The organism is Kibdelosporangium philippinense (assembly GCF_021390435.2).
Classification (GTDB): domain Bacteria; phylum Actinomycetota; class Actinomycetes; order Mycobacteriales; family Pseudonocardiaceae; genus Kibdelosporangium; species Kibdelosporangium philippinense.
On record NZ_JAJVCN010000002.1, the window covers coordinates 1,301,289 to 1,319,873 of the forward strand.

The 18,585-nt window shown below is 65.7% G+C and carries 21 protein-coding genes; 14 read left to right on the plus strand and 7 right to left on the minus strand.

Features of this window, described 5'->3' with window-relative positions; translation table 11 throughout:
- Nucleotides 1-154 precede the first annotated feature (154 nt).
- Together LWC34_RS25155 and rsrA are read left to right on the plus strand one after the other, a co-directional pair.
- Nucleotides 155-745: a sigma-70 family RNA polymerase sigma factor gene (locus tag LWC34_RS25155; RefSeq protein ID WP_233728877.1), complete on the plus strand. Its 591-nt coding sequence runs from the start codon at nucleotides 155-157 to the stop codon at nucleotides 743-745.
- Entirely contained in the window at nucleotides 742-1,056 is a 315-nt protein-coding gene (gene rsrA, locus LWC34_RS25160; protein WP_233727608.1) for a mycothiol system anti-sigma-R factor, read from the plus strand. The genes LWC34_RS25155 and rsrA overlap by 4 nt, the downstream gene beginning before the upstream one ends.
- A gap of 35 nt (nucleotides 1,057-1,091) precedes the next feature.
- On the opposite strand, the gene LWC34_RS58865 is transcribed toward rsrA, so the two are convergent.
- Nucleotides 1,092-1,166: a 50S ribosomal protein bL37 gene (locus tag LWC34_RS58865; RefSeq protein WP_370591786.1), complete on the minus strand. Its 75-nt coding sequence runs from the start codon at nucleotides 1,164-1,166 to the stop codon at nucleotides 1,092-1,094.
- Between the two features lie 86 nt (nucleotides 1,167-1,252).
- Here LWC34_RS58865 and LWC34_RS25165 point away from each other — a divergent pair, with 86 nt between their 5' ends.
- A complete protein-coding gene (locus tag LWC34_RS25165) occupies nucleotides 1,253-2,764 on the plus strand; it encodes a sensor histidine kinase (protein ID WP_233727609.1) in 1,512 nt (503 codons plus the stop codon).
- A 144-nt stretch (nucleotides 2,765-2,908) separates the two neighbouring features.
- Here LWC34_RS25165 and LWC34_RS25170 read toward each other — a convergent pair whose 3' ends face one another.
- A complete protein-coding gene (locus LWC34_RS25170) occupies nucleotides 2,909-3,163 on the minus strand; it encodes a WhiB family transcriptional regulator (protein WP_033381942.1) in 255 nt (84 codons plus the stop codon).
- 214 nt (nucleotides 3,164-3,377) lie between these two features.
- A complete protein-coding gene (locus LWC34_RS25175; protein WP_233727610.1) occupies nucleotides 3,378-4,298 on the minus strand; it encodes a diacylglycerol/lipid kinase family protein in 921 nt (306 codons plus the stop codon).
- A gap of 287 nt (nucleotides 4,299-4,585) precedes the next feature.
- Here LWC34_RS25175 and LWC34_RS25180 point away from each other — a divergent pair, with 287 nt between their 5' ends.
- The 3 genes from LWC34_RS25180 (at nucleotide 4,586) to LWC34_RS25190 (ending at nucleotide 6,597) form a co-directional block, all read left to right on the plus strand.
- The gene (locus tag LWC34_RS25180; protein ID WP_233727611.1) at nucleotides 4,586-4,984 is read left to right on the plus strand and encodes a hypothetical protein; all 399 of its coding nucleotides are present in this window, start codon (nucleotides 4,586-4,588) and stop codon (nucleotides 4,982-4,984) included.
- A 120-nt stretch (nucleotides 4,985-5,104) separates the two neighbouring features.
- Entirely contained in the window at nucleotides 5,105-5,830 is a 726-nt protein-coding gene (locus LWC34_RS25185; protein WP_233727612.1) for a S1 family peptidase, read from the plus strand.
- A gap of 104 nt (nucleotides 5,831-5,934) precedes the next feature.
- Nucleotides 5,935-6,597: a tRNA-dependent cyclodipeptide synthase gene (locus LWC34_RS25190; protein ID WP_233727613.1), complete on the plus strand. Its 663-nt coding sequence runs from the start codon at nucleotides 5,935-5,937 to the stop codon at nucleotides 6,595-6,597.
- On the opposite strand, the gene LWC34_RS25195 is transcribed toward LWC34_RS25190, so the two are convergent.
- Nucleotides 6,587-6,997, minus strand: coding sequence for a DUF4259 domain-containing protein (locus LWC34_RS25195; RefSeq protein ID WP_233727614.1), 411 nt, complete (start codon nucleotides 6,995-6,997; stop codon nucleotides 6,587-6,589). The genes LWC34_RS25190 and LWC34_RS25195 overlap by 11 nt on opposite strands.
- 54 nt (nucleotides 6,998-7,051) lie before the next feature.
- Nucleotides 7,052-7,669, minus strand: a complete 618-nt coding sequence (locus tag LWC34_RS25200; protein WP_233727615.1) for a histidine phosphatase family protein — start codon at nucleotides 7,667-7,669, stop codon at nucleotides 7,052-7,054.
- A gap of 288 nt (nucleotides 7,670-7,957) precedes the next feature.
- On the opposite strand from LWC34_RS25200, the gene LWC34_RS25205 reads away from it, so the two are divergent.
- Together LWC34_RS25205 and LWC34_RS25210 are read left to right on the plus strand one after the other, a co-directional pair.
- Nucleotides 7,958-9,010, plus strand: a complete 1,053-nt coding sequence (locus tag LWC34_RS25205) for a glycoside hydrolase family 19 protein (RefSeq protein WP_233727616.1) — start codon at nucleotides 7,958-7,960, stop codon at nucleotides 9,008-9,010.
- Nucleotides 9,011-9,080: 70 nt separating this feature from the next.
- Nucleotides 9,081-9,608 (plus strand): GNAT family N-acetyltransferase, encoded by a 528-nt coding sequence (locus LWC34_RS25210; protein WP_233727617.1) that lies wholly within the window; start codon nucleotides 9,081-9,083, stop codon nucleotides 9,606-9,608.
- A gap of 54 nt (nucleotides 9,609-9,662) precedes the next feature.
- Here LWC34_RS25210 and sodN read toward each other — a convergent pair whose 3' ends face one another.
- Nucleotides 9,663-10,076: a superoxide dismutase, Ni gene (gene sodN, locus LWC34_RS25215; RefSeq protein ID WP_233727618.1), complete on the minus strand. Its 414-nt coding sequence runs from the start codon at nucleotides 10,074-10,076 to the stop codon at nucleotides 9,663-9,665.
- 109 nt (nucleotides 10,077-10,185) lie between these two features.
- On the opposite strand from sodN, the gene LWC34_RS25220 reads away from it, so the two are divergent.
- Nucleotides 10,186-10,473 (plus strand): S26 family signal peptidase, encoded by a 288-nt coding sequence (locus tag LWC34_RS25220; protein WP_308200133.1) that lies wholly within the window; start codon nucleotides 10,186-10,188, stop codon nucleotides 10,471-10,473.
- Here LWC34_RS25220 and rfbC read toward each other — a convergent pair.
- A complete protein-coding gene (gene rfbC, locus LWC34_RS25225; RefSeq protein ID WP_233727620.1) occupies nucleotides 10,458-11,051 on the minus strand; it encodes a dTDP-4-dehydrorhamnose 3,5-epimerase in 594 nt (197 codons plus the stop codon). The genes LWC34_RS25220 and rfbC overlap by 16 nt on opposite strands.
- 316 nt (nucleotides 11,052-11,367) lie before the next feature.
- Here rfbC and LWC34_RS25230 point away from each other — a divergent pair, with 316 nt between their 5' ends.
- The 5 genes from LWC34_RS25230 (at nucleotide 11,368) to LWC34_RS25250 (ending at nucleotide 18,584) form a co-directional block, all read left to right on the plus strand.
- On the plus strand, nucleotides 11,368-12,543 hold the full coding sequence (locus LWC34_RS25230; protein ID WP_233728878.1) for an NAD(P)-dependent malic enzyme: 1,176 nt from the start codon (nucleotides 11,368-11,370) through the stop codon (nucleotides 12,541-12,543).
- A gap of 136 nt (nucleotides 12,544-12,679) precedes the next feature.
- Nucleotides 12,680-15,391 (plus strand): bifunctional diguanylate cyclase/phosphodiesterase, encoded by a 2,712-nt coding sequence (locus tag LWC34_RS25235; protein WP_233727621.1) that lies wholly within the window; start codon nucleotides 12,680-12,682, stop codon nucleotides 15,389-15,391.
- Between the two features lie 729 nt (nucleotides 15,392-16,120).
- Nucleotides 16,121-17,215, plus strand: coding sequence for an ABC transporter ATP-binding protein (locus LWC34_RS25240; RefSeq protein WP_233727622.1), 1,095 nt, complete (start codon nucleotides 16,121-16,123; stop codon nucleotides 17,213-17,215).
- Entirely contained in the window at nucleotides 17,212-17,868 is a 657-nt protein-coding gene (locus tag LWC34_RS25245; RefSeq protein ID WP_233727623.1) for an ABC transporter permease, read from the plus strand. Before LWC34_RS25240 ends, LWC34_RS25245 begins: the two co-directional genes overlap by 4 nt.
- Entirely contained in the window at nucleotides 17,865-18,584 is a 720-nt protein-coding gene (locus tag LWC34_RS25250; RefSeq protein WP_233727624.1) for an ABC transporter permease, read from the plus strand. Before LWC34_RS25245 ends, LWC34_RS25250 begins: the two co-directional genes overlap by 4 nt.
- The last annotated feature ends 1 nt before the right edge of the window (nucleotide 18,585 follow it).

The following is an 18,585-nucleotide window of genomic DNA, read 5'->3' on the forward strand; positions in this document are numbered from 1 at the left end:
TGAGCTGGATGTGCTGACCAAGACCGCCCCGCGCAAGGCGCCAAGCCTGCCGATCACAGGCCGCGTATCCTCGATGAAGTCGCGAGCGTCGACCGGGATCCGTACTGGTCGGTGGGAAGGGAGCGCGGTGCCGGGCACCGAAACCCAGGTGAACATGGAACCGGAGAACGCGCAGGAACGCGCGGCTCGGTTCGAGCGTGACGCCATGCCAATGCTTGACCAGCTGTACTCGGCCGCGTTGCGGATGACCCGCAACCCGAGTGACGCCGAGGACCTGGTGCAGGAGACGTACTTGAAGGCCTTCGCCGCCTTCGAGTCGTTCTCGGCTGGCACGAACCTCAAGGCGTGGCTGTACCGCATCCTCACCAATACGTACATCAACGGCTACCGCAAGCGGCAGCGGCAGCCGATCCAGCAGCCGACCGACGAGATCACCGACTGGCAGCTGGCGCAGGCCGAGAGCCACACGTCGAGCGGCCTTCGCTCGGCCGAGGTCGAGGCCATGGACAACCTGCCGGACGACGACGTCAAGCAGGCCTTGCAACGGCTGCCTGAGGAGTTCAGGCTGGCTGTCTACCTCGCCGACGTCGAAGGATTCGCTTACAAGGAGATCGCCGAGATCATGGGGACCCCGATCGGGACCGTGATGTCGCGCCTGCACCGCGGACGTCGTCAGCTCCGCGACATGCTGGCCGGCGTCGCCAAGGAGCGGGGCTTCGTGCGTGCGGAGGTGTCGGGGTCGTGAGCTGCGGCGACAACCACGAAACGGACTGCTCTGAGGTACTGGCCGAGGTCTGGCTGTTCCTGGACAACGAATGCGACAAGGGCCGCAAGGAGCTGCTGAAACAGCACCTCGACGAATGCAGCCCGTGCCTGGCCGAGTACGGCATCGACGAGCACCTCAAGGAACTGCTGGCCAAGAAGTGCGGCGGGGATCACGCGCCGGAAGCGCTCAAGGAGCGGCTGCGCGCGACGATCCGCAAGACCGTGGTCGAACAGGGCGGTGTCTCGGTCGAGGTCACCAGAGCCCAGGTGGAGACACGCAAGACGCAGTGAAAAAACGGCCCCGGGATCCCGGGGCCGTTTCGCGCTCAGCTGTTGGGGCGCTTGCCGTGGTTGGCGCCACCCTTTTTGCGGTCGCGACGCTTACGTGCGCGCTTCGACATGCGAATCTCCTACTGCATGGTTTGCTTTGTCGAACCATTGTGACACCTCAACGGGACATGCCTGCCCACGGGAGAGGGAACGCGCTTTGTCGACACTCGCCGATCTGCTGGCCGAGCACACCGGGCTGCCCGGTGGTGCCGTCGATCACCTGCAGAAAGTCGTGGCCGAATGGCAGCTGCTTTCCGACTTGTCCTTCGCGGACTTCCTGCTGTGGGTGCCGTACGTCGAGGATGACGGCAACAACGCCGCCGACCGGCTCGGCGGGGACTTCCTCTGTGTCGCCCACGCCCGGCCCACCACGGCGCCGACCGCACATCCCGAGGACATCGTGGGCACCTTCATCAAGGTGGCCGACCACCCTCAGCTGCGCAGGGCCGTGGTCGAGCGGCGGGTGTGCCGCGAGGAAGACCCGCACTGGTATCTCGGGGTCCCGGTGCGCCGCGAGACAATCCCGGTGGCCTACGAGGGCGACGTGATCGGCGTGCTGTCCCGTGAGACCAACTTGGCCGTTCCGCGGGTGCCCTCGCCACTGGAAATCGCGTATCTCGGCAGTGCCGGTGACTTGTGCCAGATGGTCGCGGACGGCACGTTCCCGAGTGTCGAGCCGACCGCGGACGTGCATACGAGCCCGCGGGTCGGTGACGGCCTGATCCGTTTGGACGCCAACGGAACCGTCATTTTCGCCAGCCCGAATGCGCTCTCCGCGTACCACCGGATGGGACACGCGGCCGATCTGGTCGGCGTCCGACTGGCGCCGTTGACTCGTTCGTTGATCGCGGATCCGTTCGACGCCACCGAAATCGCGCAACGGATGCTCGCCGCGATCGACGGCCAGCCGAGTATGCGTACCGAAGTGGAATCGCGTCGTGGCGCTGTCGTGTTGTTCCGCGCGCTTCCGTTGCGCCCCATGGACACTCCGGCTGGCGCGCTGGTGCTCGTGCGAGACGTGACTGAAGTGAAACGGCGTGACCGCGCGCTGTTGTCCAAAGACGCCACGATCCGCGAGATCCACCATCGGGTGAAGAACAACCTGCAGACCGTGGCCGCGTTGCTGCGCCTGCAATCCCGGCGGACGAACAGCCCGGAGGCCAAGGCCGCGCTGGCTGAGTCCGTTCGCCGGGTCGCGGCGATCGCGATGGTCCACGAAACACTGTCCATGTCGGTCGACGAACGGGTCGACCTGGACACGTTGCTGGACAAGGTGATTCCGGTGGTCGGTGACGTCGCGGTGGCCGAGTCGCACGTGAAAGTCCGGCGCAGCGGGCAGTTCGGCGTCGTGTCCGCGGAGTTGGCGACACCGCTCGTGATGGTCGTCGCGGAACTCGCCCAAAATGCGGTGGAGCATGCATATCCGGCCGGTCAGGGCGGCGAAGTGACTATTTCCGCCAACCGATCGGCGCGCTGGCTCGACGTCGTGATCTCCGATGACGGCAAGGGATTGCCCCGCGGGTTCTCATTGGAACGCACCGACGGGCTCGGTCTGCAGATCGTGCGAACCCTTGTGGAATCGGAACTTCGCGGCTCGTTGTCGCTTCGGAGGCGCGAACCTCGTGGTACGGAAGCGGTCCTGCGGGTCCCGCTGTCCCATCGCCGCTGATCAACCCTCGTGAGTGGTTAGTCGTGTTCTAACGCTGTTAACCACTCACGAGCTTTGACCTGGGGAAAACTTAAAGGCCCGGTGCCGACGAGGGTGTCGGTACCGGGCCTTCAAGCGCTTTGAATTGCGCGGATAGCCAGAGCCTCAGGCGTTGCTGCGCGCCCGGGTCCGAGCGTTGCGCCGCTTGAGAGCGCGTCGCTCGTCCTCACTCATTCCGCCCCATACGCCTGCGTCCTGGCCACTTTCCAGGGCCCAGGACAGGCAAGAGGAGGTCACGGGGCAGCGGGTGCAAACGGCCTTCGCCTCGGCGATCTGCAGCAGTGCGGGACCGCTGTTCCCAACGGGGAAGAACAGCTCGGGGTCCTCGTCGCGGCAGAGCGCTTCGTGGCGCCAGTCCATTTTTCCTTGCTCCTTGCCAGGCGCGCTTCGGCGCGCCAGTCGTCGTCATATCGGTCGTTCGGGGTGCTTGTGAATGCTTTCACGAACCAGCCGGATGTCAAGAGGTGTTCTGTGGCCGGTGAGTGAACTCACCCAAAAGATCGACGGCAGGAGGTATCTACCGGACCTAGTGTGACCTCGCATCACACGCCCGGTATCTCAAGTACCCAATCGGTCAGACGGCAACCCTCAACGCCCTCGGAACCGACGTGAACTCGACGTTCGTCCGCTCGCCGACGAGGTCACCATCGACTTGGAGGCGAACTGGCTCCTCGGCGGTGACCCTGACCAGGTCAACATCGTCGCGCCGCAAAACCTTCCCGCCGCGCTGATTTCCCCGTTTGGACACGGCTTGGCGAAGTGCGCGCAGCACGGTCGGCAACCGCAAAGTGCTCAGCGAATACAGTCCGAGTCCGCTGTCGAAAGTGCAGTCCGCGTTCAGATGAACGGCACGATTGCCCAGGTAGGTCCACGGATCGGTGTTGGAGACGAACGCCAGCTTGCCGCCTTGGTGCGGCTGCTCGCCCGGGATCTCGATCTGCAGCCGCGGCTGACCGTGCGACGGCTTGAGGTAGCACGCCAAAGCGGCTTTGGCGTAGAGGTACGGGCTGGTTTGCTTCCCCCGTTTGCGGTCCACCCATGCGACGACGTCCGCGTCCCAGCCAACTCCTGCGTTAAATGTGAAAAATCGGCTGCCGTCGTGCCACGAAACGCGGCCCAAACCGACAGTCCGGGAGCGAGCAGCATCGATCGCGGTGAGCAGGACACCGGTCGCCTCGACCGGATCGCGCGGCAATCCCAGAGCGCGCGCGAACACGTTCGCCGATCCGCCTGGCACCACACCCAGCATCGGCGCGGGCGAACCCGCGGTGAGCATGCCGTTGACGACTTCGTTGACCGTTCCGTCCCCGCCGTGGGCGACGACGAGGTCCACCCCGTCCTCCGCCGCCTTGCGCGCGGCCTTCATCGCGTGACCGCGATAGTCGGTCTCGATGACGTCCAGCTTGACCTCGCTGGCCAGGGCGTGCGCGAGCACGTCCCGCCCGGCGGCCGTCGTCGCCGTCGCCTGAGGATTGACTACCAGGACTGCACGCATAACCGCAGCGTAAAACAGTGCGTAGGCGTCTCCGCCCAGCACGTGGCTCGATGGAGGGTTACGGGGTAACCCGGCCGAGTCATCTGGTGGCTACCAGTGATCGTGCTCCCTTCGTCCGGACATCCGTTCGCTGTCGTGACGAGTGCACCCGGACGACCAATCCGCTCGACGACAACCTGGTAAGGATCATCGCCCGAATCGCAGGCCGATGGGACCGACCAACCGGGTGGCATACGATCGGTTACCACGTACCGAACGTCACAATCCCCCAGCTACCAGGAAGTTTCGTGACCAGTGACACAGCCGTGCCTGGCACGGTCAAAGCGGCCGGCGTCCTTGTCGGCATCCAGGGACTGGCCGGCGTCGCGTTCGCGGTCGTCCTGCTGATCGGCGGCAGCTCGCAGTCGGGGATCAACATCTACGCGCAGGCCGGCTACTTCGTCGTGATCGCGGGCGGCGTGCTGGCCTGTGGAATCGGCCTGCTGCTCGGCAAGCGCTGGGCGCGCGGCCCGTCGACCGCGATCCAGATCCTGCTACTCGGCGTGTCCTACTACGCGGCGGTGCCGTCCGGCCAGCCGCTGTACGGAGTTCCAGCCGGTCTGGTGTGCATCGCCGTGCTGGTGCTGCTTTTCCGTGGCCCATCCAGGATCTGGGCTGACGGCGTTACGGACGAACAGGCCAAGTAACACGCGTCACAAACCCGACTTTTGACGGGTACATGGACTCACTCGAACAGGTGACTCTAGGTAGGTCCCTGATTCCACCCTGCAAGCGGCGTTACACCGCCGCGGAATCGAGTGATCTCCATGAAGTTTGCGCGTCTTGGTATGGCTCTGGCCGGAGTGACCCTGTCCGTCATGGGCATCGCCGCTCCGATGGCCTCAGCGGCACCCGTCGCGGAGCCAACTGATGTCACACCGATGATCATCGGTGGCGGCAACGCCTCCAACGCCCCGTGGGCGGCGCGGTTGTTCCGCAACGGCCAGCAGAACTGCACGGCCACCGTCATCGCCCCGAACTACGTCCTGACCGCGCAGCACTGTGTGGCCGGCAGCGGTACGTACACGTTCCGGATCGGCAGTCTGGACCAGACCACCGGTGGCCAGATGCGCACGGCCGCCCAGATCACCCAGCACCCGTCGGCCGACTTGGCCATCGCCCGGCTTTCGCAGCCGTACACGGGCACCTACTCGCCGCTGGGCACCACGGCGAACGTGGCCGTGAACAACACCGTCCAGGTCTACGGCTGGGGTGCCACGTGCACCGGCCAGCCCGAGATCAACTGCCAGTCCCGGTACCTGAAGGTCGCCGACGTCCGCGTGACCTCGGTTGGCTGCAGTGACTACCGCGGCGGCATCGCCGTGTGCGCCAGCCGGATCAACGGCATCACCGCGGGCGGCGACTCCGGTGGCCCGATGTTCTCCAACGGCCGCCAGGTCGGCGTCGCGTCCACGAGTGACCGCTCCACCCGCACCGCGTACACCAACATCACGCGGTACCGCCCGTGGATCCAGTCCATCGCCGGTGTGTGACCGTAGTTCAACGAAAACGGGCCCGGAACCCCGGGCCCGTTTTCTTTTGTGTCCACCCGTTAGGGGACTCGTCTGTCCGGTTCGGATAGTCCATTGTGGAGTGTATGTGTGAGGCGGTCGCCGCGTCGCCGAACTGCCAGCGCCTGCTGGCCGGTGGCAGGCACATGTTGTTCGGGGTCAGCCTGTTCAACAGTTTCTTCTCCCAGACGCGGCTGCGTGAGCTCGCGTCGTGGGCCCTCGTGCGCTTCGACTCGGTGCATTTCCTCGTCGCCGACCGGCCGAGCACGCACACCCTCATCGCACTGGGCTATTCGCCGGAACGCGCTGCTGCCAAGGTTTCGCAAGAAGCCAGGATGGTCCGCAACCGCGTGTGGCGCGCGCTCAGCGACGCGGGCGCGACCGAACCGGACGCGCAGGTGCTTGGTTGGGGCGATCTCGAGCAGAACCCCGGTTACTTGAAGCTACGAGACCTCGTGCGCGACGCCTTCGACAGCGACGAGCGGTTCCGGGCGTCGTGCCTTGAGGTGTCGCGCGCCTATCTGACGCACCGCGGCGAGTCGCCGACCGTGCAGCAGGTGATCACGGCCAGCGAGTACTTCCTGAACGAGCTTCCGATCGGAATGGACACTCCGTCGATCCTCGGTGTCACCGAGTCGCTGTGCGCGTACCACCGCGTGCTCGCGTTCGCCGACGTGCTGCGGACCGGCCCTGGTTGGCTGGCTCCGTCAGCCAACCAGGGGTACTTGTTGGTCCGGCCTAACGGTTGAGCGCCGCGCGGATCGGCTCAAGGGCGGCGATCGCTTCTTCGAGCGACTCCGCCTCGTCCCACAGCTCACGCCATTCGGACTCGTCCGACAGGACCCGGCCGATCGCCCGCACCGCCAGTTCGACGAAGTCGTCCGGCAGGTCGACGGTGCCGCCGTCGATCAGGAAGTCCGGGCCGTACGCCGAATCGACCTCCGGGCCGCCCGGCTGCTGTGACGCGACGATCGCGGCGGCCGCGATCGCCGAGTTGGCCTCGGTTATCTCGATGTCGTCGGCGTCGGCTGCTGCTTCCAGCGCCTCGCGGATCAGATCCGGCCGGTCGGCCGGAGCCGCGTCGTTCAAGTCCCCGGCGAAGTCCGCCGCGTCGTCGTTGTCGAAAGCACCCGTGCCCCAGGCACCCATCGGCTTGCTCCTCGCGTAACTAGATCGTGCGCGGCGCAAACCTACTCTGGTGCCTCAGACGTCCAGCGGCGGCACGTTCAATCGAGCGATCCTCGGCTCGCCCCGCTCGTGGTCGAGCACGGCGGTACCGGCCGGGTCGAGTCCGAAATGGACACCGTGGGCGGCTGGCAGGTCGAGCCAGCGGGCGATCAGCACGCGGCTGAAATGTCCGTGCCCGACAAGGATTACGTCGCCGCACGGGAGCAGTTCCCTGACCCGCGCGAGGACCGCGTCGGCCCGGTCGCTGACCTGTTTGGCCTCCTCGCCATTGGGTGACGGATGAGTCCACACAGTCCAACCGGGAACCGTTTCGCGGATCTTGGCGGTGGTCAGGCCTTCGTAGTCGCCGTAGTCCCACTCAGCGAGCTCTTCGAGCTTCTCGTCGACGGTGAAGCCGGCGAGTTCCGCGGTCCGTACCGCGCGCTGGCGGGGACTGGTGAGCACCCGATACGGCGGGACATCGCTGCCACGCAGCGCGCTCATCACCAGCCCGGCGCGCCGCGCCTGCTGTTCGCCGTTGGCGGTCAGCGGGATGTCGGTGACGCCCGTGTGCTGGCCACTGGCCGACCACTGGGTCTCGCCATGGCGGAGGATGTACACAGCGCCCGCGTCAGAGCCTTTTTCGTCTGCCACTCGCCGATCGTAAGAGCGGAGTCGGTCAGTCGCTGGGAGTTCGCGGTGTGAGCTGCGTCGTACCCCTTACAAAACGCTTGTCCGGTAAGACCTTGCGACTGCTTTTGTGGCGGCGTCTGGACATCGCCGTGAGAACCGTCCATACCAGCTGGAACACCATGATTGAGGGTTCCCGGTCGTGGCGGGGTTGAACCGCGCGCATGAGGGTTGACTGGTATAGACCAATTGAGGTTTAGTGGTCTGAGTCACGTGACACCGACATTCCTTACCCTGCCTAAGGAGTTGACCGTGTTGTTACGCCGCCTCATCGCGGCCATGGCCGCATGCCTGGCCATCGGCGCCATGGTTGTCGTGTCACCATCAGCGACCGCGGCACCCGCCTGTGTCTCAGCGTGGAGTGCGTCGCAGGTCTACACGGGCGGAATGACCGCCTCACACAACGGAAAAAACTGGTCCGCGAAATGGTGGACACAGAACGAAACCCCGGGAACGGCGGACGTCTGGGCCGACCAAGGAGCCTGCGGAGGCTCAACCCCGCCGCCTTCGAGCTGTAACTATCCGAACTGGGTGGCCGGTCAGAACTACGTGACCGGCAACATCGTGAAATACACGGACGGCCGCTACTACATAGCGGAGCACGACAACCCAGGCTACGACCCGGTGATCAGCACCTGGTACTGGGAGCCCTACACCTGCGGCGGAACCAACCCGCCGGACCCATCGGGTTTCGTGGTGACAGAGGCGCAGTTCAACCAGATGTTCCCAAGCCGCAACCAGTTCTACACATACAGCGGCCTCGTCGCGGCCTTGTCGGCGTACCCAGGTTTCGCGAAGACCGGCAGCGACGTGGTGCGTAAGCAGGAAGCTGCGGCGTTCCTGGCGAACGTGTCCCACGAGACCGGTGGACTGGTTCACATCGTCGAACAGAACCAAGCCAACTACCCGCACTACTGCGACGCGTCACAGCCCTACGGCTGCCCGGCCGGGCAAGCCGCGTACTACGGCCGTGGCCCGATCCAGCTCAGCTGGAACTTCAACTACAACGCGGCGGGCATCGCCCTCGGGCTGCCATTGCTGACAAACCCGTGGCTGGTCCAGAACGACGCGGCGGTAGCGTGGAAGACCGGCCTTTGGTACTGGAACACCCAAAACGGCCCGGGCACGATGACCCCGCACAACGCGATGGTGAATGGTGCCGGCTTCGGCGAGACGATCCGAAGCATCAACGGTTCACTCGAATGCAACGGCCGTAATCCCGCGCAGGTGCAAAGCCGCGTGAACAACTACAACCGGTTCGTCGGAATCCTCGGCGTGCCAGCAGGCAACAACCTCTACTGCTGAGGTTCGTTGCCGAACGGTGCCCGAGGCGCGCGGGCACCGTTCCAATTCCGTTTTCCGGAAAGATGGCGGTATGACTCTGTCCGCTGTCGAGATCGCCACCGAGCGTCTCCTGTTGCGTCCCCACCAAGAATCCGATCGCCCGGGCATCGTGGAGATCTTCACCGACCCTGAGGTCCGGACGTATCTTGGCGGCCCTCGTCCGCTCGACGATGTCACCCGGATGCTCGACGCGCTCGGCTCGGCCGTGATACCCGGCAGTTACGTGATCGAGGCGGCGAACGAGTTCGCCGGAACCATGGCGCTCGGCAGGCGGGATGCCGCTGTGCCTGGTCACGTGGTCGAGGGTGGGTCGGAATTGGAGCTTTCGTACGTCCTGCGGCGCGACGCCTGGGGCAAGGGGCTCGCTTTCGAAGCCGCGACGGCCTTGTTGCGCACGGCCGCCGAGCTCCCTGACCAGCCCGTGGTGCTTGTGACCCAGTCGGCCAACACGCGGTCGCTCAAGCTCGCCGCGCGCCTCGGCTTCACGAAGGTTGACACGTTCGAGCAGCACGAGGCCGAGCAGACTTTGGCCGTGGCCCAGTTGCACGAGTTCAAGTAACGGACAACGGCGTCCACCTTGGGGAAGGTGGACGCCGTTTCAGGTCAACTGACCTCAGCCCTGCTTGGTCTCCCAGAAGATCTTGTCAATCTCGGCGATCAGGTCGAGCAGTGCCTGGCCCTTGGCCGGGTCCATCGAGCCCTTTGTGCCCGCTGCTCCCGCGGCCTTCGTCGCGCGGTTGAACAGGTCGTGCAGGTGTGGGTACTTCTCGAAGTGCGGCGGCTTGAAGTAGTCCGTCCACAGCACCCACAGGTGGTGCTTGACGAGCTCGCTGCGCTGCTCCGCGATCAGGATCGCGCGGGTGCGGAACTCGGGGTCCTCGTTGGCCTGGTACTTCTCCTGGACCGCTTTGACCGATTCGGCCTCGATCCGGGCCTGGGCGGGGTCGTAGACGCCGCACGGCAGGTCGCAGTGAGCGCTTGCCTCCAGCTTCGGGCGCACGAGCGCCCTGAGCGACGGCAGTCGCATGGGTGCCTCCCTGGCAATATGCGTCTCGCAGACGCACGATGAACTAACGGATGCTCCGACAATGTGGACCTTACTCGCGCATCCGGTGCCTGGCAGTCGGAGGTGATCGGTGACCCATCCGTTGGGCTGGTGGCCGATACGCTTCGTCACCGTCCGGGGCCCTTCCATGGCTCCAACGCTCAAGGACGGCGACGTTGTGCTCATTCGCCGGGCGAAGCGGGCGAAGGCGGGTGACGTCGTGCTTGTCCGGTGGCCCGCGCGGCCGCACCAGTTGTCCATCAAACGGGTGGAACAGCCTGGTTACTTCGTTGTCGGTGACAACCCGTTCGCGTCAACCGATTCACGTGAGCTCGGGATGGCCGAGGTGCTCGGGGTGATGATCTACAAGCTCCGGTAGTGCTCGACGCAGGCGTCGTAGCTCGGCAGCAGGCCTGCGATCTGCGCTTCGGCCAAGGTCGGCGCCTTGGTGTCCTTGTCCGACAGGATTGGCTCGATGTCGACCGGCCACGGCAGCTGCAGCGCCGGGTCCAGCGGTGTGATGCCGTGCTCGCCGCCCGGGTTGTAGCCCATCGAGCAGATGTACGACATCGCCGTGTCGTCTTCCAGCGCCACGAAGCCGTGACCGATTCCCTCCGGGACATACAGTGCGCGGTAGGAGTTCGCGTCGAGCAGGACCGAGTCCCACTGGCCGAACGTCGGCGAGCCGACCCTGATGTCGACGACCACGTCGAGCATCGAGCCCCTCGGGCAGTACACGTACTTCGCCTGTCCCGGGGGTGTGTCGGCGAAGTGGATGCCGCGGATCACGCCACGCTTGGACACGCTGTGGTTGGTCTGGCCGAGCCGCAACGGGTGGCCGACCGTTTTCTCGAACACGTCACCCTGGAATGGCGCCGAGAACAATCCTCTGTTGTCTTCGAAGGTCTGCGGACTGAACTCGAAGACCCCGGCGATCGACAACTCGCGTACGTGCATGCCGGTCAGTCTAGGCAGCCAACTTGACCGATCGTGAGGCGCTCCGCCTGCGGATCTTGTGTACAAACCGGACGGACGTCTTGCAAAAATAAGGCCTGACATGCGGAAATCATGGGGAAAACTGTGATCCCCACCGCAGACACTCCTGTCGGCAGGTGCCACACTGTCCGAACCGCAGCGTCCGCGGTTGCCTCATCCAACCAGCGGATGAGTGTGGCCGGGCGGTCGACGCCGCTCGAACATTCGGTGCCACCGCGCCGTTTTTCAGCGTCGTTCCACGAACAGCTGACTTTTGAGGACGCCTCCTGTGACTGCAATGGATGAAGACTTGGCGAAGCCGGTGACCGACGACGAGATTTTCCGCGCGCACGAAGGCGGAAAACTGGATATCGGGGTCCCTCGGCCGATTTCCGATCCGCGCACGCTCGCCATCGCCTACACCCCTGGTGTGGCGAAGGTCAGCCGCGCGATCGCCGAGGACCCGACGGTCGCCCGTACGCACACCTGGACGCACCGCCTGGTCGCGGTGGTCAGCGACGGCACCGCGGTGCTGGGACTCGGTGACATCGGCGCCGCGGCGTCGCTTCCGGTGATGGAAGGCAAGTCCGCGCTGTTCAAGACGTTCGGCGGGCTGAACTCCATTCCGCTGGTGATCAACACGACCGACGTCGACGAGATCGTCGAGACGCTCGTTCGGCTGCGGCCGTCGTTCGGCGCGGTCAACCTCGAGGACATCTCGGCGCCGCGCTGCTTCGAGCTCGAAGCCAAGTTGATCGAAGCCCTTGACTGCCCGGTGATGCACGACGACCAGCACGGCACCGCCGTGGTCGTGCTCGCCGCTTTGCGTGGCGCCGCAACGGTTACCGGCCGCGCGCTGAAGGACCTGCGGGTGGTCATCGCCGGTGCGGGCTCGTCCGGCATCGCGTGCAGCAAGATCCTGATCGCCGCTGGCGTCGGCGAGGTGACGCTGCTCGACTCGCGCGGCATCATCCACCCCGGCCGCGACGGCCTGAACCCCTACAAGGCCGAGCTTGCCGAGATCACCAACGCGAGCGGGCTGCGTGGCGGGATCGCGGAAGCCTTGCGTGGCGCGGATGTCTTCATCGGGCTCTCCTCATCACAGGTGCCCGAGGAGCTCATTGCCACGATGGCGCCCAATGCCAGCGTCTTCGCACTGTCCAATCCGGACCCGGAGATCCACCCGGAGGTCGCGCGCAAGCACGCGGCCGTCGTCGCGACCGGTCGCAGCGACTTCCCGAACCAGATCAACAACGTGTCCGCGTTCCCCGGCATCTTCCGTGGCGCGCTGGACGCGGGTGCCACCCGGATCACCGAGAACATGAAGCTGGCCGCCGCCGAGGCGATCCACGCGGTCGCGCTCGACGAGCTGGACGCCGACCACATCATGCCGAGCGCGCTCGACCCGCGTGTGGCACCTGAGGTGGCGCAGGCCGTCGCGGATGCCGCTGTGCGGGACGGTGTGGCGCCCTAACCTGGCCTGATTGATTTCTGATCACAGCCAGGGATTGATTGTTAAGAACAGGACGGTAGCCTGATCGCGCGGCGGGAGGTACGTATCCAGGATGGCGCTCGGCCCGCCCGAGTTGAGGCGCGGGAAGGGTGGCACCGTGGCCGAACTGGTCGAGCCTGCGGGATCGGCACGTGAATCGGCTCTGACTGATTCATGGTCTGCCGAAGCGGGCTGGGTCCGTTGTTCGGATGGCTTGGTGGTGCAGGCGAACCTGGGTGCGGCCGTGCTCGCCGGTGTGCCTGCCCCGGAGGAGCTGATCGGCCAATCACTGGCCGGTCTGCTCGCCGAGGACGAGCTCGGTCAGCGAGTACTGCGCCCCGACGGGACATCTGTCGAGGTCACGGCCCTGCGCGTGGATCAGGGCAGCGCCGGGACCACGGTCGTGTTCGCGCCAGCGGTGAACGGAGGCGGCCTGTTCGACGTCGATGAGCTCATCGAAGTCCAGCGTGTGTCGGCGCTCGGCAGCTTCGTGCACAACGTCGCCGAGGGCCGCACGCACTACAGCGAACCGCTCTACGAGCTGCTCGGCGTCGGCCACGGGCACGAGGACACCGAGGCCGCGCTGCTGTTCAAGACCCACCCGGACGACTTGCCGGCGGTCATCGAGTTCCGTGAACGGCTGATCGAGTCGACCGACGGTCAGCCGATCGAGCTTGAACTGCGGGAACGCGATACGGACCGGGTTTTCCTCGTGCGTGCCCAGCCGGTGTTCGACGAGCAGGGCGTGGTGCACCAAGTCCGCGGGATCGTGCAGGACATCTCCAGGCTGCGAGAGCCGGACCGGCAGCGCGGCCTCGACCGCAGGCTCTTCGAGGACGCGCAGCGCGTAGCCCTGCTGGGCACCTGGGCGTGGAACACCGCGACCGGCGAATGCGTCTGGTCGACGATGCTCTACGAGCTGTTCGGCGTCGAACCGCGCCCGGTGATGACCTACGACGACTACCTGGAGTTCGTCCATCCGGACGACCGAAGCTGGGTGGACCGGACATGGCGGCAACTGGCCGAAACCGGCGAGGCGGTCGTCTGCGAATACCGGATCGTCCGCCCGGACGGCACGATCCGCGTATTCCGTTGCCGCGGCGCCTCGTTCGCAGGCCGCACGGACGGCCCAGTGATGGTGGGAACGGCGCAGGACGTCACCGAGCAGCGGTCGACGGAATCCCGTATGCAGCGGTCCAGCCAGCGGTTCACGGACCTCGTGGCGATCACGCCGGTCGGCATCGGCCTGTTCGACGCGGGCGAGCGACTGGTCGACGCGAACGACGCTTTGTGCAGGTTGCTCGGGATGGATCTGGAGCGGCTGCGTGGAATGTCCGCGGAGAAGCTCACGCACCCGGAGCACGACCCGGAGGCCCGGCTCGCGGCCGGGCAGCGCGTCATGGTGACGGCCGCGGGCGATCCGGTGTACTGCGAGCTCAACGTGGTGTCATCGGTCGCGGACGATGGTCAGCGGTTCTGGCTGGTGGTCTTCCAGGACGTGACCGAACGGCTGCGTGCCGCGGAGTTGTTGCGGCATCAGGCAACCCACGACGACCTGACTGGTTTGCCCGGCAGGGCCGCGGTCAACGACCTGCTGGCCGAATTGCTGACGGCTCCGTGTGCGAAAAACGTCGCCCTGTTGTTCTGCGATCTTGACAATTTCAAGCGAGTAAACGATTCTCTCGGCCACGACGCCGGAGACGAGTTGCTGGTCGCATTGGCCCGGCGTCTCGAAGACGGATTGCCGGAAGGCTGCACCGCCGCGCGGATGTCCGGCGACGAGTACGTCGTGATCTGCCCTGACCACGACGAAGTCGGCGGCGTGGATGAGCTGGCGACGAAGGTCGCGCACTTGTTCCGGACCGCGGTTCCCGTGCGGGGACAGCTTTTGCGGGTTTCGGCTTCCGTCGGCGCGGCTGTGCCGAGCGGGCCGGAGACGACCGGCGCCGACTTGCTCAGGTTCGCGGACGCGGCGATGTTCGAGGCGAAAAGGCGTGGCGCCGGAAGGGTTTCACTCGCCAACGCGGCCCTGATGGCGTCAGCCGACAGCCAGATGGTTCTCGAAGGCCAACTGCGTGAGGCGTTGGGCAATGATGGGCTTGTTCTGCACTACCAACCTGTTGTCGGTGTCGACGGGACGATCCTGACCGCCGAGGCTTTGGTGCGTTGGCCGCATCCGGATCGGGGTTTGCTTTCGCCAGCCCAGTTCCTGCCTGTGGCCGAGCAGGGCGATCTGTTGCGCGACTTGGACCGCTGGGTTCTGCGGACCGCGTTGCAGGAGGCCAAAACTTGGCCGGAGGTCAACGGGCGCCAGGTCTCGGTCGCGATCAACCTCGCGGGTCTCGTGCCCGGCGACCCGGAGTTCGTGGACGTTGTGGCGACCGCGATCGCCGGATCCGGGGTCGAATGGGAAAGGGTTGTCCTCGAGCTCGTGGAGACGAGCTTCGTAGACCTTCCTTCCCGGAGCCGTACGGCCATGGCAGACCTGGTATCCCGGGGCGTCCGGTTCGCTGTGGACGATTTCGGCACGGGGTATTCATCGCTGGCCCGGCTGAAGGATCTGCCCGCGCAGATCATCAAGGTCGACCGAAGATTCGTGGCCGGGATCGGCACAGATCCCTCGGACTTCGCTGTTGCCCGGGCGGTGGTGGACCTGGCAAGAGCAATGGGACGCAGTTGCGTCGCCGAGGGCGTCGAGACGGCCACGCAGTTCTGCATGCTCCGCGACATCGGTGTCGAGGCCTATCAGGGCTGGCTGCTTTCTCGGGCTGTGCCGGTTGATGAGTTCCGTGCCCTGCTGGACCTGGGACCGCTGCACGTTCCTTCGTGACCGCGTGGCTGCTGCGGGATTTGGGTCTTGCAGGTGCCGTGAGTGCGCTGCATCCGGATCTTGAGCCTCGCAGGTGCGCTGCTTCGCCTTGTGGCTTGCAGATGCCGTGACTGCTGCTGGATCTTGTGGCCCTGGGGTTGCGGGAGCCTTCGGCCCCGTGCCGTGATCGGTGCTGCCGGGCCGGGGCGCCGCACGCGCCGCGATGGGACTTGGCCTCGGTGCGTGCTGGGCCTGGGCCGCCGCACGAGCGGCAATGGTGGTGCGGACCTGCGCCTCGGCAAGTGCCTGCTGGACCCGGGCACCCTTGCACGAGCTGTGTCGGCTGCTGGGGCCGTTGCAAGTACATGGCGCTGCTCGCCCCAGGCCCGTTTCGAGCCGCGAAGGTCTGCGCGCCGCGCCCGTTGCGAGCCGCGACGGTGTCAAATTTGGACCCTTGCACGAGAGATGATCATGGCATCGGACCTGGGAACCCTCACACATTCGGCCCCTGATCGCCCGAGCCGAAACTTCGTTACACATACCGACGAGATCTGTCCGAGCCGGAACCAGACGCCCATCGAATTCGTTGCCGATTCGGAAGGCGCGCGGGTGGCAGGGCAGCAGTGATCCAGATTTAACGCCCGCGCGCTGCTCGTATGCTGGAATTCCGTGCCGTTGTCGGTACCTCGGGATAGGGTCGATCAGACTTGAGGCGGCCGGCAGGAGGTCGCCGCGACGAACGGGGCCCCGGTGATCGAGTTCCGGGACGTGACGAAGCAATACCCCGATGGGACCATTGCCGTCGACAAGCTGAACCTGACGGTCGAGGCCGGTACCATAACGGTGTTCGTCGGGCCGTCCGGCTGTGGCAAGACGACGTCGTTGCGCATGGTCAACCGGATGATCGAGGCGACATCCGGCACGATCCTGATCGACGGGAAGGACATCAAGGACTCCGAACCCGCGACCCTGCGCCGCGGCATCGGCTACGTGATCCAGCAGGCCGGGCTGTTCCCGCACCGGACGGTGCTGGACAACATCGCGACCGTGCCGCTGCTGTCCGGATGGGACAAGCGCAAGGCAAGGGCCAGGGCAGCCGAGTTGCTGGAGACCGTGGGCCTGCCCGCGGAGATGGGCAGCCGGTACCCTGTGCAGCTGTCCGGTGGGCAGCAGCAGCGAGTGGGCGTCGCGCGGGCGCTGGCGGCGGACCCGCCGATCCTGCTGATGGACGAGCCGTTCAGCGCGGTCGACCCGGTGGTCAGGGAAGACCTGCAGAACGAGTTGCTGCGCCTGCAGGGCGAGCTGGACAAGACGATCGTGTTCGTCACGCACGACATCGACGAGGCCGTGCGGATCGGCGAGAAGGTGGCCGTGTTCCGCAAGGGCGGCGTGCTCGCCCAGTACGGCACGCCGGCGGATGTGTTGCGGTATCCCGCCGACGAGTTCGTGGCCAGCTTTGTCGGCAGGGACCGTGGCTACCGTGGACTGTCCTTTTTGGAGTCCACTGGCATCAGTGTCGACCAGGTCGCGACCGCGACGATTGGTGAGCCATACCCCGAGGCCAGCGCCGACTGGGTGCTCGCGGTCGACGCCGAAGGATGCCCGCACGGCTGGCTGGCCCCAAGGACCACAGTGGACGGCCCACTGGCCGAAAAGGACCTAGTGGCAGGCGGATCCCTGTACACGACCGGCACGCCCCTGCGCGGAGCCCTGGACGCGGCATTGTCCTCGCCGTCCAGCAAGGGCGTGGTGATCGACGGCGACGGCAAGTACGTCGGCGTGATCACGGCGCGCCAGGTGCTTGACCTGATCGAAGGCCACCCTGAAGCCGTGAGCAAGCCATGAACTGGTTGTCCCGCAACTTCGAGAACGTTCTCGAGCTGACCGGGTACCACCTGGCGATCTCCCTGCTCCCGGTGGTGCTCGGCCTGGTCATCTCGATCCCGTTGGGCTGGGTGGCCAACCGCTGGCCGGTCGCGCGTGGAATCCTCGTCCCGGTCGCGGGGATCATGTACACGATCCCGTCGCTCGTGCTTTTCCTTATCCTGCCGCCATTGTTGGGTACGAGGGTGCTCGACGAGATCAACGTGATCGTGGCCCTGACGATCTACACCGTCGCATTGCTCGTCCGGTCGGTCGCGGACGCGCTGGCGGCTGTCCCGCCGCACGTGATCGCCGCGGCCAACGCGATGGGGTACCGGCCGGTGCGCAGGTTCTTCGGCGTGGAGTTGCCACTCGCGGTGCCTGTGCTGATCGCCGGTTTGCGTGTGGCGACGGTGTCGAACATCAGCCTGACGAGCGTCGCGGCGATTCTGGGAGTGCCGCAGCTTGGCGCGTTGTTCACGGACGGGTTCGCGGTCGAGAACTATGACGAGATCATCGTCGCGATCCTGCTGATCTTCCTGCTTGCGATGATCTTCGACGGCCTTTTGCTTCTGGTCGGGCGGTTGCTGACGCCGTGGGCCAGGGCCGGGCGAGCGGTGGAGGCGGCCAAGTGAACAGTTTCGGGAACGCTTTCAACTGGCTGTTCGAACCCGAACAATGGTCCGGCCCGAGTGGGATTCCTACCCGCGTGCTCGAACATCTGGGATACACCGCGCTGGCCGTGTTACTCGGCCTCGTGATCGCCCTGCCGATCGGGATGGCGATTGGGCACAGCGGCAAAGGCGGGTTCCTTGTCGGCGCGGTCAACGCTCTGCGCGCGATCCCTGAGCTCGGCCTGCTGATCCTGCTCGTGCTGCTGATGGGCATCGGCCTGCTGCCGGTCACGCTTGCCTTGGTAATCCTGGCGATTCCGCCGATCCTTGCCGGAACGTATTCCGGGATCAGGAATGTGGAACGGTCCGTTGTGGACGCCGCACGCGGGATGGGGATGAAGGAAGGCCGCATCCTGTGGAGCGTCGAACTTCCCAACGCGCTGCCGTTGATCCTCGGCGGTTTGAGGGCGGCGACGTTGCAGGTGCTGGCGACCGCGACCATCGCGGCGTACGTCTCCCTCGGTGGCCTCGGCAGGTTCGTGATTGACGGGTTGTACCTGCGTGATTTCGCGCAGACCCTTGGCGGTACGTACGTGATCGCCGTTCTCGCTCTCGCACTCGAAGGGCTGCTGATTCTCGTCCAGTGGCTCGTGGTGTCCCGCGGCCTGCGCCGCAACCCGACCCGCCGCCGCGACCGCAAGGTCGTGCCGGTGGAAGTAGCAATAGAAACCGCATGAG

Bases quoted from the DNA above. Each gene is read 5' to 3' on its own strand.
- LWC34_RS25155 (WP_233728877.1), top strand. From the start codon at position 155: ATGGAACCGGAGAACGCGCAGGAACGCGCGGCTCGGTTCGAGCGTGAC.
- LWC34_RS25170 (WP_033381942.1), bottom strand. From the start codon at position 3,163: ATGGACTGGCGCCACGAAGCGCTCTGCCGCGACGAGGACCCCGAGCTG.
- LWC34_RS25175 (WP_233727610.1), bottom strand. From the start codon at position 4,298: ATGCGTGCAGTCCTGGTAGTCAATCCTCAGGCGACGGCGACGACGGCC.
- LWC34_RS25185 (WP_233727612.1), top strand. From the start codon at position 5,105: ATGAAGTTTGCGCGTCTTGGTATGGCTCTGGCCGGAGTGACCCTGTCC.
- LWC34_RS25190 (WP_233727613.1), top strand. From the start codon at position 5,935: ATGTGTGAGGCGGTCGCCGCGTCGCCGAACTGCCAGCGCCTGCTGGCC.
- LWC34_RS25195 (WP_233727614.1), bottom strand. From the start codon at position 6,997: ATGGGTGCCTGGGGCACGGGTGCTTTCGACAACGACGACGCGGCGGAC.
- LWC34_RS25210 (WP_233727617.1), top strand. From the start codon at position 9,081: ATGACTCTGTCCGCTGTCGAGATCGCCACCGAGCGTCTCCTGTTGCGT.
- sodN (WP_233727618.1), bottom strand. From the start codon at position 10,076: ATGCGACTGCCGTCGCTCAGGGCGCTCGTGCGCCCGAAGCTGGAGGCA.
- rfbC (WP_233727620.1), bottom strand. From the start codon at position 11,051: ATGCACGTACGCGAGTTGTCGATCGCCGGGGTCTTCGAGTTCAGTCCG.
- LWC34_RS25230 (WP_233728878.1), top strand. From the start codon at position 11,368: ATGGATGAAGACTTGGCGAAGCCGGTGACCGACGACGAGATTTTCCGC.
- LWC34_RS25245 (WP_233727623.1), top strand. From the start codon at position 17,212: ATGAACTGGTTGTCCCGCAACTTCGAGAACGTTCTCGAGCTGACCGGG.